The 15,727-nt window shown below is 62.0% G+C and carries 12 protein-coding genes and 1 riboswitch; of the genes, 2 read left to right on the top strand and 10 right to left on the bottom strand.

The window, feature by feature from the left end; all coding sequences use genetic code 11:
- Positions 1–65: 65 nt before the first annotated feature.
- On the bottom strand, positions 66–1,175 hold the full coding sequence (locus FYB92_RS04205) for a 1-acyl-sn-glycerol-3-phosphate acyltransferase (protein ID WP_062809461.1): 1,110 nt from the start codon (positions 1,173–1,175) through the stop codon (positions 66–68).
- A gap of 483 nt (positions 1,176–1,658) precedes the next feature.
- Between FYB92_RS04205 and FYB92_RS04200 the strand changes: the two genes are divergently transcribed.
- Positions 1,659–2,930: an extracellular solute-binding protein gene (locus tag FYB92_RS04200; protein ID WP_332828223.1), complete on the top strand. Its 1,272-nt coding sequence runs from the start codon at positions 1,659–1,661 to the stop codon at positions 2,928–2,930.
- A 363-nt stretch (positions 2,931–3,293) separates the two neighbouring features.
- Here FYB92_RS04200 and FYB92_RS04195 read toward each other — a convergent pair whose 3' ends face one another.
- The 7 genes from FYB92_RS04195 to FYB92_RS04165 all read right to left on the bottom strand — a co-directional run bounded on the left by FYB92_RS04195 (position 3,294) and on the right by FYB92_RS04165 (position 11,199).
- Positions 3,294–4,028, bottom strand: a complete 735-nt coding sequence (locus FYB92_RS04195; RefSeq protein WP_332828222.1) for a CbtA family protein — start codon at positions 4,026–4,028, stop codon at positions 3,294–3,296.
- Between the two features lie 45 nt (positions 4,029–4,073).
- Positions 4,074–4,250, bottom strand: a riboswitch (adenosylcobalamin (AdoCbl) riboswitch).
- Between the two features lie 756 nt (positions 4,251–5,006).
- Positions 5,007–5,597 (bottom strand): peroxiredoxin, encoded by a 591-nt coding sequence (locus FYB92_RS04190; protein ID WP_003621884.1) that lies wholly within the window; start codon positions 5,595–5,597, stop codon positions 5,007–5,009.
- Between the two features lie 42 nt (positions 5,598–5,639).
- Positions 5,640–6,758, bottom strand: coding sequence for a lytic transglycosylase domain-containing protein (locus FYB92_RS04185; protein ID WP_062809463.1), 1,119 nt, complete (start codon positions 6,756–6,758; stop codon positions 5,640–5,642).
- A 217-nt stretch (positions 6,759–6,975) separates the two neighbouring features.
- The gene (locus tag FYB92_RS04180; RefSeq protein WP_239016097.1) at positions 6,976–8,019 is read right to left on the bottom strand and encodes a CorA family divalent cation transporter; all 1,044 of its coding nucleotides are present in this window, start codon (positions 8,017–8,019) and stop codon (positions 6,976–6,978) included.
- A 204-nt stretch (positions 8,020–8,223) separates the two neighbouring features.
- Positions 8,224–8,616 (bottom strand): DUF3597 domain-containing protein, encoded by a 393-nt coding sequence (locus tag FYB92_RS04175; protein ID WP_332828221.1) that lies wholly within the window; start codon positions 8,614–8,616, stop codon positions 8,224–8,226.
- Positions 8,617–8,694: 78 nt separating this feature from the next.
- Positions 8,695–9,987, bottom strand: coding sequence for an adenosylhomocysteinase (gene ahcY, locus FYB92_RS04170; RefSeq protein ID WP_062809465.1), 1,293 nt, complete (start codon positions 9,985–9,987; stop codon positions 8,695–8,697).
- 171 nt (positions 9,988–10,158) lie between these two features.
- On the bottom strand, positions 10,159–11,199 hold the full coding sequence (locus tag FYB92_RS04165) for a dipeptidase (protein WP_003621873.1): 1,041 nt from the start codon (positions 11,197–11,199) through the stop codon (positions 10,159–10,161).
- A 185-nt stretch (positions 11,200–11,384) separates the two neighbouring features.
- On the opposite strand from FYB92_RS04165, the gene FYB92_RS04160 reads away from it, so the two are divergent.
- On the top strand, positions 11,385–12,215 hold the full coding sequence (locus FYB92_RS04160) for an aldo/keto reductase (RefSeq protein WP_003621871.1): 831 nt from the start codon (positions 11,385–11,387) through the stop codon (positions 12,213–12,215).
- Positions 12,216–12,318: 103 nt separating this feature from the next.
- Here the strand turns inward: FYB92_RS04160 and FYB92_RS04155 are convergent, their stop codons facing one another.
- Both FYB92_RS04155 and FYB92_RS04150 read right to left on the bottom strand, forming a co-directional pair.
- Positions 12,319–13,251: a hypothetical protein gene (locus FYB92_RS04155; protein ID WP_332828220.1), complete on the bottom strand. Its 933-nt coding sequence runs from the start codon at positions 13,249–13,251 to the stop codon at positions 12,319–12,321.
- Between the two features lie 4 nt (positions 13,252–13,255).
- Positions 13,256–15,670 carry a TonB-dependent receptor gene (locus FYB92_RS04150; protein WP_081385199.1) on the bottom strand — a complete coding sequence of 805 codons (2,415 nt, stop codon included), beginning with the start codon at positions 15,668–15,670 and terminating at the stop codon, positions 13,256–13,258.
- Positions 15,671–15,727 lie beyond the last annotated feature (57 nt).

Genomic DNA, 15,727 nt, shown 5'->3' with positions numbered 1-15,727 from the left:
TGTTTACGATGTTTACAATATTTACGCGGTATTATTTTACACTGCGCGGCATGCATGCCGCACATTCAGGGGGTATGAAGATCCTGTGGCAGCAGGCCGCCAAGCGGGCGGCAGGCATATTCGCACGCCGCGGGGTCCTGTTCCGCGTTCTGCCGCAATTCGGCCGCACCCTGTGATACGGCGCGCCAGGCCGCCTGCGCCAGGGCCTTGCGGCTGGGGAAATCATCGGGGTCGAGCGCCGGGTGCAGCATGACAGTCGCCCGCATGGACCGCCATTTCACCAGCTGCCACACATGGGGGCCAAGTTCCATATCCCCATACCATGCAAAGACCGGGCGACGGGCACGGTTGACGGGCACCCCCTCCAGCCGGTCATACACCACGGAAACCGGCTGGATCAGTGGCGTCATCCCCGGCGGATGCTGGCGCATGGCCTCGGCCTCCGGCGTGTTTTCACGCCCGCGCGGAATGCGGGGCAGCTTTGCAATCGCAAAGAAGGCCGACATGAACGGCAGCACGCGCGACCCGTCCGACGACGTTCCCTCGGGGAACAGTACAAGGTTGTCGCCACCAATCAGGCGATCCATCATTTCATCGCGTTCGCGGCCGGTCGTGCTGCGCTGGCGACTGACGAAGATGGTCCGTCCAATGCGCGAGACGAGGCCCATAATGGGCCATTTCTCGATATCGCCCTTGGCCACGAAGTTCGAGGGCAGCACGGTGCCAAGCACCGGCACGTCAAGCCACGATGAATGGTTGGAGACATAGATCACAGGCCGTTCGCCGCGCGCACGGGCACGCGCGCCGCCCACGGACCCGGCCCTGCGCCCGATGACGCGGATATTCATGGACAGCAGGAAGCACAGCCCCCCCCAGACAAAGCGCGTCCAGCGGATTTTCGCCGTGCCGGGCACCAGCAGCAACACCGCCTCGAACCCGACCGACAGCGGCACCCACACCGTAATGGCGGCAAGGCGACCGATCCCGCGCGCGGTGCGTGCGCGTTCACGCCATGGCCCCTGCGGATGGATGCGCAGCGCCGCGATATCCGCGACATCGCGCGACGTCACGGGCGCAAGGGCACGACGCTCCCGCGTGGGGTGCGGCTGGGGCGTGGGTGTGGTGGAGGTATCGCGACGTCGCAGGATGCGGCGCTTAATGAAATCGGCAATCATGCCCTATCCATAGATCGGTGGGACAGACCGCGCCGACTGGCGTCGCGATCACTGTGGCAGGACCGACCCGCGCGGCCTGCACCGCAGTGCGGGTGCGCGCCGGCCTTGTATCGTCCGGCCCTTCGTCGGACGTAGCCCCCACCTCCCGGCGCGTCAAGTACACCCACCCCCGACCGGGGGCCATGGGACGGGGATGATACTTTGCGTAACGATAAGAGCAGGGCGCAACGAGAAGGGCAGGCGGCGATGGTTCCGTAAAATATTTTTTTGTCACATCCTCCATATCCCGCATTATCAGGCTGGCATTATCAGGTATGAATGACACGGTTACGCGATCACGCATCGCGGCCCCACACCCTCTTTGGCACGCCCTGCCATGCCGCGGGGCCTCTCGTACTCCCCTCTTGCCCTGTATGCCCTTTGCCCTGCGTGCCCTTTACCCTGCGTGCCCTGCGCCCCCAACCAGCCCAAGGAGTGCCCCTGATGTCCGGATGGTCCGGTTACGGCCTGTTATCCGCCGCCACGGCTGTTCTGCTTGCCACCACGCCCCTTGCCTGCCATACGGCCCGGGCGCGCGATGATGTGCTTAACATCCTGACAAGCTGCGACCACGAGGACCCGGAACTGCTGCGCCCGTTTGAACAGGCAAACGCCGTGCAGGTACATTTCCGCGACATCGACACCGTCGCGGTCGAATCCGTAATGTCGGTCATCCAGCAGGCGCAGCCCGGTGACTGGGACCTTGTCGCCACGGACGAGGCAGAGTTAATGCCCATGGCGCGCAACGGCATGCTGATGCCACTGGATGCGGCGGATTTCCCCACCACCGGCATTCCCGCCGCCGTGGCCGACCCACAGGCGGGATCGTTCGACGGGCACCTGTATGCCGTGCCGGAAAAATTCGGGTATTTCGCCCTTGCCTTCGATCAGGCGAAGGTATCGGCACAGGCATTGTCCGATATCAACGAAATCTGGAAGCCAGAGTATCAGGGCCGCATCGCGATCTATGATTCCTACCTGCCTGTGATCTCCTACGTCGCGCTGGCGCTGGGGAAGGACCCCGCGCAGCTTGGCGCGGAAGACATCCCCGCATTGCAGGCAAAGCTTGTCGCCCTCAGGGCGAATGCCGCCATCGTGGGCGACATGGCCACGACACAGCAGGCGCTGGCCGATGGGCAGGTGGATATCGTCGTGGGGGGCGGCGCATGGACCACGGCAGGCATCGGCCATGACGGCGCGGTGCAGAAGGGACAGCCCGCCGCCGCTGCCGTACAGGGCGCCAACAGCGATGGCGATGATGCCGATGCCCCGCCCCTGCCGCCCGGCGCGCATCCCCCCGCGCAGGCAGACGCCGCGCCTGTTCCTGCCGCGGCCGCGGCTTCTATCCCTGCGCAGCAGGCGGCGACGCCGGTGCTGTCGGCGCACCCGACCCTGACCTATCTCATTCCCCGGCAGGGCGCGTTGCGATGGCAGCAGGCGGTGGCGGTGCTTTCATCCTCCCAACGCAAGGACATGGCGCTGCGGTTTGCAAAATACCTGCGCACGCCGCAGGCACAGGCGCACCTTGCCACCTCCTCATGTTACTGGGGGATGCCGGCGGACATGCGCACGCCGCTCGACCCCGCGATCAAAAATGCCCTGCATTGGGAAGACCAGCCGGCACAGATCGCGGCGACACGCATGCTGCCGCAGCTGTCACCCGACATGCGCCACAGGTTGCAGGCCCTGTGGACCAGCGTGATGCAGGCCCCGTAAGACCAGACGCACGGATCATGGCAGGTGGATCATGGTGGACAGATCATGACGGACAGATCATGACGGGCGGCAGATCCCCTCCCCCACGATGATCGTCCGCAGCCCTCAGGCAGGATGGCCCTGATACCCTATATAGAGGCTGTTCAAAAAGTCAGTCTTGATAACATACTGAAATTATAAAAGTTTTTGGTGAAGCTTTTTCCAAAAAGCTTCAGAAGACGCCGCCTTACTTCGATCGAAAGGCGGCACCCAAAAACTTTTCTTTTTCATCAATGAGTTGTTTTCAAACGCTCTCGTAAAAAAGGCGTCGCATTTTCCAAAAATGCGACGCCAGCAACATCCCCGGCAACCTGTCCGGTCGCCTCAGCCGCGCACGACCCCATGGTGGCCGTGCAGTTCGGGCATACGGTCCACCAGCAGGCCGAACACAAGGCCCAGCGCCCCCCACAACACGACCTGCATGCCAAGGGCGGCCTCGCGGAAATGCCACAGCAGGGCGGCGGGGAAATCTGCCGGGACCTCGTTGATCGTGGGCAGCGCCAGTTGCAGCACCGTCACCAGCACGACAAACAGCGCACAGCCACACAGCCATGCGGACCATGCCCCCAGACGCGCCAGCAGCGCCCGTCCCGCCAGCACCGACAGGATCATCGCACAGAGCGAGAAGACGACCATTTCAAAATAGGTCGCGGTGCGTTGCCCGATTGTTTCGGGGTTCCCCACGGCGGGCGGGTTGGCGGGATATTTCAGGTCGGGCACCAGCACGACCGCCACGAACCCCGCCACCGCCAGCAACAGCGCCAGCATCCGTGGCGATACCTGTCCCACACGGCCAAACGCCACCGCAAACGCCAGCGCGAATACCCCCCCATACGCCGCGCCATACATGACGGACGCCGTCAGCAACCCGATGGAGGACTGCACCTTGCGGCTGACCAGTTCTTCTTCTGGCGGTTCACCTTCGGCCGCATCATGCGCGGCCTCGAACGCGATGGCGCGATCGACCTGGGGTTCGCCGACAATCCGCGCGAAGCCAAAGGCGAGGAACGCCGCGAGAATCCCCGCAAGCATACCGCGCAGCAGGACACGCCCGGCCATCAGGCCCGCACCGGCAAAGGGAAAAGGAAGGGAATATGCATATTCATGACTCCTGCGGGGAAATCGCGTCCCCGATGGATGGAAGAAAGGATATCATGCAAAGTATCTGGCTTGGCAGGGTGCGCGCATCGACATGATGCCATGCATGCCCGCATTACAGTGGCGCGACCGCACCGGATTTTCACCGGCTTCCTTTGCATGAAAGGCCCGTTTTCATCGCAGGGCGCACCGCACAAGTCAATGCGGGGCAAAGCCGCCCCGTCGCGCCCTGCACAGCGCATCCCCAACGGAACATCCCCAACAGGGCATCCCAAAGCCTGCATTCAGGACAGCGCATTCGGAACAATGCATCTTGGGCAACGCATTCTGGGCAACACATCCCGAACAGCCATCCGGGATGACCCGCCGATCAGGTGACAGGCAGGCGCGTGAACAGGCGCACCCTCCGCGCCCGCACATCACGCCATGCCGCGTTTACGGAAAAAACGCCGCAGGATTCTTAGAAGCTGTTTGAAAAGTCATTCTTGATAACATACTGAAATTATAAAAGTTTTTTGTGAAGCTTTTTCCAAAAAGCTTCAGAAGACGCCGCCTTATTTCGATCAAAAGGCGGCACCCAAAAACTTTTCTTTTTCATCAATGCTTTGTTTTCAAACACTCTTCTATTCATGAATCTACTGGAACTGTTTGAAAACATCCCCTTGATAATGGAAGGGGAAATTCCAGACGTTACTTTAACATTTTGAAAATACGACGATTTTCAGGACATCTCGGAAAATCTTTACCAAGAACTTTCAGGATCCCAGTGGTATATGGGGACAGATTTTACAAACAGCCTGCTCGGGAATGATCGAAATGTCCGGGCGCTGCCTGTTTGTAAAAAGGCAGCGCCTTTACACGGGGCCGTAAAAAACTTCAAAAAAACCATTGCCGTTTCAATCGGTTGCTGGTCCTGACGTTTCAAACGATCTCCTGTATTCAGGGGGCCGGGGCATGTCCCGCGCGCCATGCCCTGATCGCCTCGAGTGTGCGACGGACATGTTCGTCAGGCGAAAGCGCGCTGTAGGTAAAGATGATCTTGCCATCGGGGGCGATGACATAGGACGTGCGGCTGGCGTAATGGACCACCGGCATGCGTGAATCATACAGCCGCGCAATCGACCCCGACGGGTCGGATGCGACGGGGAAACGGCCATGGCATTCGCTGACGGAAAAACGGTCCAGCGTCTTGAGATCATCCATCGACACGCCGATCACGCTGGCGCCAAGTGCGTGGTAACTGTCCATCGCATCCGCGAATTCATGTGCCTCTATGGTGCAGCCACGCGTAAAGGCGGCGGGGTAGAAATATACCACCACCGGCCCGTTACGCAGCGCATCGGCCAGATGAAAGCTGAACTCCTTGCCTGCCTGCGCGGCGGGGGCGACGAACATCGGCGCATTGCTGCCCGCGGGCAGGGCGGCGCGCGCGGTGGACCATGCGACAATCCCGGCAAAGGACAAAACCCCCACCAGTGGCACGATAATACCCGTCCACGACCATCGCGGACGCCTGTAGAAATATTTCATTCACTTCATCCCGTCATGCATCGTGCGTCATGCGTCGTGCCCTCATGACCCGGAAATCGGTCCCATGACCTGACAGGCATGACTGCCCAGTTTCTGGCACGCCTGCAACGCGCTGGCATGCGACAGGCCCAGCAGGCGGGCGCGATAGACACGTCCCCGCCCCGCCGTGACCGAATCAACCTGTTCACGCGCGCCATGCAGCGCGGCGTTGGCGCGGGCATGCTGCAATGCCTGCAACGCCTGTCCGCGCGATCCATAGGCCCCGACCTGCACCGCCCAGTTGGCGGCATCCATGACGATGGTGGGATGCGCGCCCACCGCCGACATCGGCAACTGCCCTGCTCTGGCGCGCGCGCTCCATGCCGCACGGACGGCCGCACTTTCAGCCGACGGGGCCTCGGCCACCTGCAATGGCTGGTCCGCGCCGATCACCTGCCGCCCGCCACGCCCATGCCGGGTGCTACCCTGCGCGCGGGCCTGCGCGCGGGCCTGTGCCCTGGCCTCGATCATCAGGTCGGCCTGTGAACGGTTGACCGGCGACACACCGGCGATGCGCGGGCCGATAAAGGCCACATATTCGCGTGTTTCACGCGGCAGCGTATGGCTGCGGTCAAGGAAATCATCCAGACGCCCCGGCCCGCTGTTATAGGCCGCAAGGAACCCCGGCGAGCCATAGATGTCATACATCTGGCGCAGGTACGAAGTGCCGGCGATGATGTTGTCATGCGGTTCATAGGCATCCGGCCCAAGGTTGTAACGCCGGCGCATCTCGTCATAGGTGGGGGGCATGAGCTGCATCAGCCCCATTGCACCGGGCTGCGACGTCACGAACTGCCCATTATGGAAAAGCTGCCCGCCGGATTCACGCTGCATCACCGCACGTATCCACAGTTCGGGCACATCGAAACGCTGCGCCGCCTCGGTAATATACGGCCCCCACGGATCTTCTGGCGGACCGGGCGGGGTATAGTTCTGGCGCGCGCGGGCGCGATAGGCGTCGGCTTCCTGCATCATCTGCGCATCCGACATCGCGGCCTCGTGCGGTTTACCCGCGCAGGCCGCCAGCGCCACCAGCAGCGCCAGCGAAAGCCACCGCCCCGCCCGCGAACATGACCGCGAAAGGGGCCAGGCAGGAATTTCCGCCAGAAGCGAAGATGACATGGGCCGCTGTTATCCTGTTGCGATGGTCCGGCACGCCGGAAAGGGTCCACCATCGCGATGAAATGGCGGCGCCCCCTTGTACACCACCCCACAGGACCGATGCAACGCCGTCAGCCCTGCCCTGCGTGCCCCATGACCGGGGGGGGGGCGGTGCAAGCCCGCCCTGTGCAAACCGCCCTGTGCAAGCGGGACCCGGATGGGCCGCCCGGTACGCGCCCTATAGCAGCTTCATCAATTTGAGCAGCAGCCACGTAATGACCATGAACAGAAAGCAGATGCACCCTGCCTCCACCGTGCCGGCGCGCCCTTCGGCCAGGAACATGCCACCGGTATTCATGCCAAAGAAACCGGTCACGAACGTCGCGGGCAGCATCAGCGTCGTCACGATGGACACGGTATACAGCCGCCGGTTCGTCTCTTCCGCCTGCCCCGACGCCAGTTCATCCTGCAACGAGCGCGCACGGTCCTGAAGGGCGAGCAGGTCATCAAGGGCCGCGTGAATCTGGCGCTGCGAACGGTCACGCAGGTCGTCTTCCGCCCATTCGGGCAGTTCGAGGTCCTCGCTACGGAACATGCGGTCGACGGGGGACATGACACGACGCAGTTCGGTCGAACGTCGCCGCACCCGCCCGATCAGGCCGCTGATGCGCCCGAAATCCGTATGCTGGTCCAGCGTCAGCAGCAGGTCTTCCGCCCGGTCAAGGTGATCGTCAAGCAGCGCGATGTTACGCCGCACCGTATCCGCGAATTCCAGCAGCGTGCGGTCCACCACCTCCGCAGGGGAGGCAAACGGCTCGCCCCGCTGCATATAACGGTACACCAGCCCCAGCGCCGGCACCGGCTGGCGGCGGGTGGTGATCAGCAGCCCCGGCAGCACCGCAAACCGCCATGCCGACAGGTTTTTGTCATCTTCAGACATGCTGTCGTCAAAACCGGGCAGCGCGCCGTACACGATGTCGCCTTCCACCTCCAGCCGGGTGCCACGGTCGATATTGCCCAACGCCTCGCGCGCCTCTTCCGGCAGGCAGGGGATCTCCTGCACGCGGGCGCGCGTGGCGCTGTGGACGATATCGTAATGCAGCCATACCCACGCATCAGGCAGCGGGGGCGCACCCCCGGCCAGCGCATGCGCGACCTGTCCTGCATCCAGCTTCTCCGGCTTGTAACCGGGACGGCACGCAATGGCCCATACCAGGCCGTCCGCCTCGGGGAACGGGGCGGCGGCCTCGTGCAGGGGGGCATTCGGGACAGGGGAAAACATGTCGGACATGGGCGCTGTATCCGGAAGGCCGCAGGCAGGCGTCCCCATCTTGCACGATGGCCCCAACGGCGCAACAGCACGCGACGGGGGCCCGACCGGACATACGGGACAGGGCACGCGGCATAAGGCGGGGTACGTAAAAAAGGCGGAACCGGGGTGGCCAGCGCGGGTCGCCCGGTTCCGCCCCAAAGCCGGGCGTGAAGATTACTTCATCAGGTCAGGAGAGACCTTGCCGCCATTTTCCGCCAGCTTGCGCAGCACCTGCGCCTGCAGCCAGATGTTCATCGCGGCCGAGTCGTTCGTGTCACCGGTATAATGCAGTTCCGCCGCCAGTTCCTTGCGCGCGGCAAAGGAGCTGTCGAGGCCCAGCAGCTTGAGCAGATCGACGATGGAGGTCTGCCAGTTCAGCTTTTCCGGGTTCTTCGCGGCCATCGCACTCAGCACCGCGTTGACATCAACCGGGGCGGCGGGGGCAGCAGCCGGGGCGGCCGGGGTCGCGGCAGCAGGGGCCGCGGCGGGGGCGGCAGCGGCGGGCGTTGCCGCCTTTGCTTCGGACGAGCCAAAGATCTTGGACAGGATGGTGCCAAAAATACTCATGCAATCGTTCCTTGTTTCCTGATGAACCCCGGCAGGGCTGCCGGGGCTCTCGGGTTTGTTATAGCAGGGAAACCGGCCTCAGTAACGATACAGATCATTCTTGAACGGCCCGGCGACGGGCACGTCGATATATTCGGCCTGCTTGGGCGTCAGCTTCGACAGGTGGGCACCCACCTTGGCAAGGTGAAGGAACGCCACCTTCTCATCGAGATGCTTGGGCAGGGTATAGACCTTGTTTTCATACTTGCCCGCAGGTGCGGTCCACAGGTCGATCTGCGCCAGCGTCTGGTTGGTGAACGACGCGGACATGACAAAGGACGGGTGGCCCGTGGCGTTGCCCAGGTTCACAAGGCGGCCTTCGGACAGGACGATCAGGCGCTTGCCATCGGGGAAGACGACCTCGTCCACCTGCGGCTTGATGTTTTCCCACGTGAAGTTGCGCAGCGCGTTGATCTGGATTTCGGAATCGAAATGCCCGATGTTGCACACGATGGCGCGGTTCTTCATCGCCCGCATATGGTCGATGGTAATGACGTCCTCGTTGCCGGTGGCGGTGACGAAGATATCGCCGCGCGGCGCACCTTCTTCCATCGTCACGACCTCATAACCTTCCATCGCGGCCTGCAGCGCGCAGATGGGGTCGATTTCCGTCACCAGCACGCGGCAGCCCGCATTGCGCAGGGACGCGGCCGACCCCTTGCCCACGTCGCCGTAACCCGCGACGACCGCGACCTTGCCCGCCATCATGACGTCGGTACCACGGCGGATTGCGTCCACCAGGCTTTCACGGCACCCATACAGGTTGTCGAACTTCGACTTCGTCACGCTGTCATTGACATTGATGGCCGGCACCTTCAGCAGGCCCTTCTTGGCCATGTCCCACAGGCGATGCACACCGGTCGTGGTCTCTTCGGAGATGCCACGCACGTCATTGAGCATCTCGGGATACTTCTCGTGCATCAGGGTCGTCAGGTCCCCGCCATCATCGAGGATCATGTTCGGCGTCCAGCCGTCCGGCCCCTTGATGGTCTGTTCGATGCACCACCAGAATTCGTCCTCGCTCAGGCCCTTCCATGCGAACACGGGCACGCCGGTCGCCGCGATCGCCGCCGCGGCCTGGTCCTGCGTGGAGAAGATGTTGCACGAAGACCAGCGCACCGTCGCACCCAGCGCCGTCAGTGTCTCGATCAAGACAGCGGTCTGGATGGTCATGTGCAGGCAGCCCGCGATGCGCGCGCCCTTGAGCGGCTGCGACTTGCCATATTCATCGCGCAGGGCCATCAGGCCGGGCATTTCCCCTTCCGCGATGGCGATTTCCTTGCGTCCCCACCCCGCGAGGGAGATGTCCTTGACCTTGTAATCTGTTGTCATGACCTGTCCTGATTTCCTGTTTGACGGTTGCGGGTATAGCCCCTTGCCCTCTGCAAATCCAGAGTGCGATAGCCGGTGCGCGCGCGGCCGATGCGCATCAACGCGCGGGCGGCATGGACGTTTGCAGGGTACGGTTGCGGGGTACGTTACTGGATCGGTTACGGGAGGCCGTTATGCGGCCACCTCCTCCGCACGGCGCAGGATGCGCACGAAATTACCGCCCCACAGCGCGGCGATCTGCGTTGCGTCATAACCACGGCGCATCAGTTCCGCCGTCACATTGGGGGCCTGCGCCGCGCTGGCCCATCCGTCGATCCCGCCGCCGCCGTCAAAATCGGACGAAATGCCGACATGCGCGATACCGATGCGCCTGACGGCGTAATCAATATGGTCCACAAAATCCGCAACCCCCACACGATGGGTCTGGCGCACATCGCGCGGACACAGGAAGGCGTCCATGGCGGTGATATGGATCACCCCGTCGCACGCACGCAGGGCGTCAAGCTGCCCATCGTCAAGGTTGCGCGGGTGATCGCACAGGGCGCGCACGCACGAATGGCTGGCGAAAACCGGTGCGCGTGACAGTTCCACGGCCTGCATCATCGTCTTGCGCGACGTGTGCGACACGTCCACCAGCATGCCCAGGCGGTTCATTTCCGCCACCGCCGCGCGCCCCAGCGCCGACAGGCCGCCATGAGGTTCCGCCGCATCGCCAAGGTGCGTCATCGGCCGCGCGGAATCGGCAAGCGCGTTGTGCCCATTATGCGTCAGCGTCATGTAACGCACGCCACGTTCGCGAAACCGCGCCAGCAGGCCGATATCCTGCCCGATGGTATAGCCATTTTCGACCGCGGGGATGATCGCGATGTCCCCCGCGCGGTGCGCCGCCATCAGGGCGTCGGCGCTGTCGCACACCCGTACGCCGGGCACGTCGTCCGTGCCCGCGATGACGTCGAGCATCGCCAGCGCCTTGGCCGAGGCGGCGGCATGGCCCGCATCCCCAACCGCGCCCTGCCCCACATAGGCGACAAGGCAGGCGGCCCCCATGCCGCCTTCGCGCAATTTCGGCAGGTCCACACAGCGCGAGTCCGCGCCCGTGGCGAAATCACCACGATCAGGCCATGGGATGTCCACATGGGTATCGAGTGTCAGGACCGAACGGTGCATCGCCTGCACCGCATCGGGAGTCGGGGTGTTCGTCTGTTCATTCATGGCAGTCATCCTTTTGCCACAATGAAGCATACGCAGGGCTGTCCTGAAAACCGGGCATTAAACCGATCCACCCTCAAGGCGTTACGTTGGGGACAGGCTACTCCATCCCTCCGGTCGCTCCACGCGTCGGGGCGCAGCATGTCGCCCCCGCAGGCCGGACACTTAGCGAGGCGAAGGAACCGAGCATGCACAACATCCCCCTGCTGCCCCTTAATGACGGGCATAAGATCCCCGCGATCGGATACGGCACATACCCGCTGGACAACCCGCAGGCCGAAACGGCGGTGCGTGAGGCCTTGTCATGCGGATACCGCCTGTTTGACACCGCCGCCAATTATGGCAACGAATCCGGCGTCGGCACCGGCCTGCTCAGCTTTGACGTGGGTCGCCCCGACATCTTCGTCACAACCAAGCTGCGGGGCCGCGACCAGGGGTACGACAGCACCCTGCGCGCGTTCGACACCAGCCTGCAACGGCTGAAGATGGACTATATCGACCTTTACCTGATCCACTGGCCCCTGCCGATGAAGGACCAGTATGTCGAAAGCTGGAAGGCCCTGATACAGTTGCAAAAGGACGGGCGCGTACGCTCCATCGGGGTGTCGAACTTCCTGCCCGAACACCTGACACGCATCATCGACGCCACCGGCGTGACCCCGGCGGTCAACCAGATCGAAATGCATGTCGATTTTGCACAGGCCGAATCCGTGGCCCTGCACAAAAAGCTGGGCATCCTGACCGCGGCATGGAGCCCGCTTGGCCGTGGCGCCATATTGGAAAACCCCGTCGTCGGACGCGTGGCGCAACGCCACAACCGCAGCCCGGCACAGGTCCTGTTGCGATGGGTGGTGCAGATGGGCGCGGTTCCCCTGCCCAAAAGCGCGCATCCCGCCCGCATGAAAGCCAATATCGAGGTTTTCGATTTCGAACTGTCGGATGCGGACATGCGCGACCTCGCCACACTCGACGGCAATCACCGCACCGGCCCCGACCCGGCCACCTGTACCGAACAGTAAATAACATCCGGGGGGATGCATACCCTCCCCCCGGCCACAGGTCATGGCTCTTTGGGAACCATGGCGTCATCCCCCAGGGATGGGCGGCCATGGCCCCATATCATCAGGGCAGGCGGCTTTGCACCAGTTCCGCCTTATCGCGGCTGATGGTCCAGATGGTGCCGGGGCGCGTGGCGTCCCAGTCAAAGGCCTGCCCGCCCGTGGGCAGGGTGATCGTGCGGACATGCACCAGCCGCCCCCCCGCATCGGGCAGGCGCAGCACATACATTTCAGGGCGCGTATGCCCCGTCACATACAGCATCCCGTCACGGCCCCACCGGCCACCCGATGCGCTGAAATCCCCAAAACGTTTCAGGACATCCAGCGGGAACAGCCATGATTCGCGTTCCACGAAATCCGGCGAATATTTCACAAGGCGTGTCGATTCCGTGCCCCGACCGACCTCTCCCCCGCTGGCGGTGTAATTGGCAAAGCACGCCCACCAGAACCCGTCATGCCAGTCGATCCATGTCAGCGACCCATGGCCGGGGCCAAAGCTGTGGCTGCGGACATGGCGCATCGTCACGGGATTGAACCATTCAACCGAACTGGTCATCGGGACGTTGGGAAAGTTCGACATGGCGCAGACCATCTGCCCTGCCACTATTTCACAACTGTTGATATGGATGAACACCTGCGGGTCGCCCGACCATGATGCAACATGCTGGCCACTGGCGCGGTCATATTTGCCAATGGTGCTGTTGGAAATGGCATAGACATATTTTGCGTCATTGGTGACGCCCTGATGCGCCTCCTGCGCCTCCATGCGGGTCAGGACCATGGCGGCGGGCGCGGCCTCCGCCGGGGCATCTGCCGGGGCGTCTGCCAGGGCGTCGGCCGGGGCGCCAATCGCGGTGCCCACCGGAGCGCCCACCGCAGCGGCAACCGGGGCGGCAACCGGGGCACCAGTCTGGGCGGCATCACCGGCCCATGCCACCTCTGCCATGACCAGAAGGGCGATGAAAATTGCTGACAGGCGCAGGATGAATGCAAACATCGTCTTAAAACCCTGTTGAAACACTGGCCACGACCGCGAATGGCGCCCCGGCGAAATAGCTTGGTGTCGATGCGCTGACGGCGGTTCCGTTCATGCCCTTCATCGCCTTTGCCGTGCCGCCATATCCCGACACCGCCGACAGGTAATGATTGTCGCCCACATTCATGATGTTGACCTGGATCTGTGGCGAACGAAAGCGCGAGAAGCTGTGGAAACGATAACCCAGCGTCAGGTTGGCGGTGATGTAGGACGGCATCGCGGCATTATCCATCAACGCCGAATATTGCTTGTCCACATAAAGGATGTTGGCATTCCCGAAATAATGCCCATCATCATACTGCAACCCGATGGAGCCTGAGAATTTCGGCGCGGCAATCGCGGTTTTCCCTGCCGTGGGCAGGTAATCTGTGCCGGCGTTGAAATTATTGTCCGTGGTGGCATGCAGGAACTGCCCCGACAGATAGGGGCTGAAATGATGCCATGGCTTCATGCCGAATTCGACCTGTACGCCCCGGATCGTCTCCCCCCCGACATTCAGCGGGACGCTGGTCAGGTAATTGTCACCGGGCAGGTATTCGGACGAGCTGACCTGATGGTTCGTCAGGTTCATGTTGAACAGCGCAAGCGAGACATTGAAAAGTCCCGTGTGCCGATAGCCGACTTCCTCGCTGATGTCATATTCGGGCTTCAGGTTGCCAATCGTCGTCGTGGGCTTGGGCGATGTCAGGCTGTAGCTGTCGATATACGCATTGGCCGACGCGGGCATGCGATATGACGTGGTGCCATTGACATAGACCTGGTCATGGCGGGTGATGAAATAGGTCAGGGAAACCTGTGGCAGGGGCTCGAAATAATTCCTGTTGTTGCTGTATTGCGTGCCGGGAATGTCGTTGGTGACGGAACGCCCGACCATTGAGGCCTTGAACGCCGCATTGATGACCAGACGGTCGTTAAATGCCCTGAACGTATCGGCGATATACAGCGTATTGACCTGCTGTATATAGCTCATGTCCTCTGTCGCCAGCACGCGCCCCGACGGCAGGCGGATCGGGTTGTATCCCCCGACCGTATCGCCCGCGTCATTGACCACACCATAATCGTTCAGGACACTGTAATCCGTATATTGGTACCAGTCCCCGAATGACAGCGTATTATGCCTTGTCACCCAAGAGATTTCCGAACTCAGCCCGCCACTGTCTTCCTGCCAGTTGTTATAGGCCACAGCGGTTGCCTTGCCCTTTTGCGCATAGGGCAGGTTCAGGTTGCCATACTGTTCGCTGCCCATATATCCGCCGCTGCCGGGCACCATGGCACTGCCGAGCGTGGGGCCGGTACGATGGATGTAATAGGGACGGACCTGCAGGCGCAGGCTGTCATTCAGCCGCAGGTCGGATGGCAGCATGACATGGATTTCGTTCTCGTCCTCCATGTGCAGTTTATACCAGTTCGTATTCCCGAAATAATAATCCTTGTTATATCCGGGGCTTTTCCCGGTTTTCTGCCATGCATCCCATTTCGCCATCGTCACCGTGGGGTAACTGGCCTGATTTTCGCGGGTATAGCCGAAAATCAGCGATGTATTGCCAATCGACCAGTCCTTGGTCAGCTTGGAGTCCACATGGTAGCGATAGACACCACCCCCGCCGAACCAGTTATTGCTGCGGGTATAGGAAAACGACGCCATCCCGCGCAGGCCGGTATTGCCGATATCACCGGTTTCGAACCGGGCAAATTCCTTGTTCGACCCGTATGACCCACCCGATGCGGAAACATATCCGTGCATCTGGTGCGACGGGTCCATCATCCTGGTGTTGATTTCGCCGCCAGCCGCCCAGTACACGGGGGAATCAATACTCGAAGATCCCTGAATAACCTTGATGGAACCGATATTTTCCGCATCCACCAACATCTGGGTATGCGCGACATAGGTTGTGGGATTGGACGATGGTATCCCCTCGAACACATATCCGACTTCGGACCCGTCAAGGCCGCGCATGTTCATATGGTCGCTTTCGATCCCCATCGGGTCCTTCGCCCCAAGGACCACGCCAGGCACCATGGCAATCAGCGTATTGATATTGGCGGTGGGCGACTGCTTGGCGATGTAATCGCGTGTCAGCGTCGTCTGCGAACGGGCCTCCGTCTCCACCGACATGCGGCCGCCGCCCGGCGCATTCAGCGTCACGCCATCGGGCATCGAACGGCTGGCATTGACGTGGATATATTCATTTTTCGCGGTGGGCGCCGGCTTCGTCCCATGAACAGCCGCCGCGGTTTTCTTCTTCCCCGTGCTGCCGGCATCCGCGGCCTGCGCGGTGGAGGCCACAGCGACAGCCAGCACAAAAACAATATGCGCACATCCGGCACGATGGGGAATATATCGTAAAAACGCGGCCCCTGTATTCGCGAACATCAACATCACCTCGCGCAATTTCCTTGCTGCGCGGGACGATAGTTTTTTTCAGTCGCTGCGTTT

Source organism: Novacetimonas sp. GS1 (assembly GCF_036686925.1).
GTDB lineage: Bacteria > Pseudomonadota > Alphaproteobacteria > Acetobacterales > Acetobacteraceae > Novacetimonas > Novacetimonas hansenii.
The sequence above is the reverse complement of the archived record's forward strand: the minus strand, read 5'-3'. Positions and strand labels throughout refer to the sequence as shown.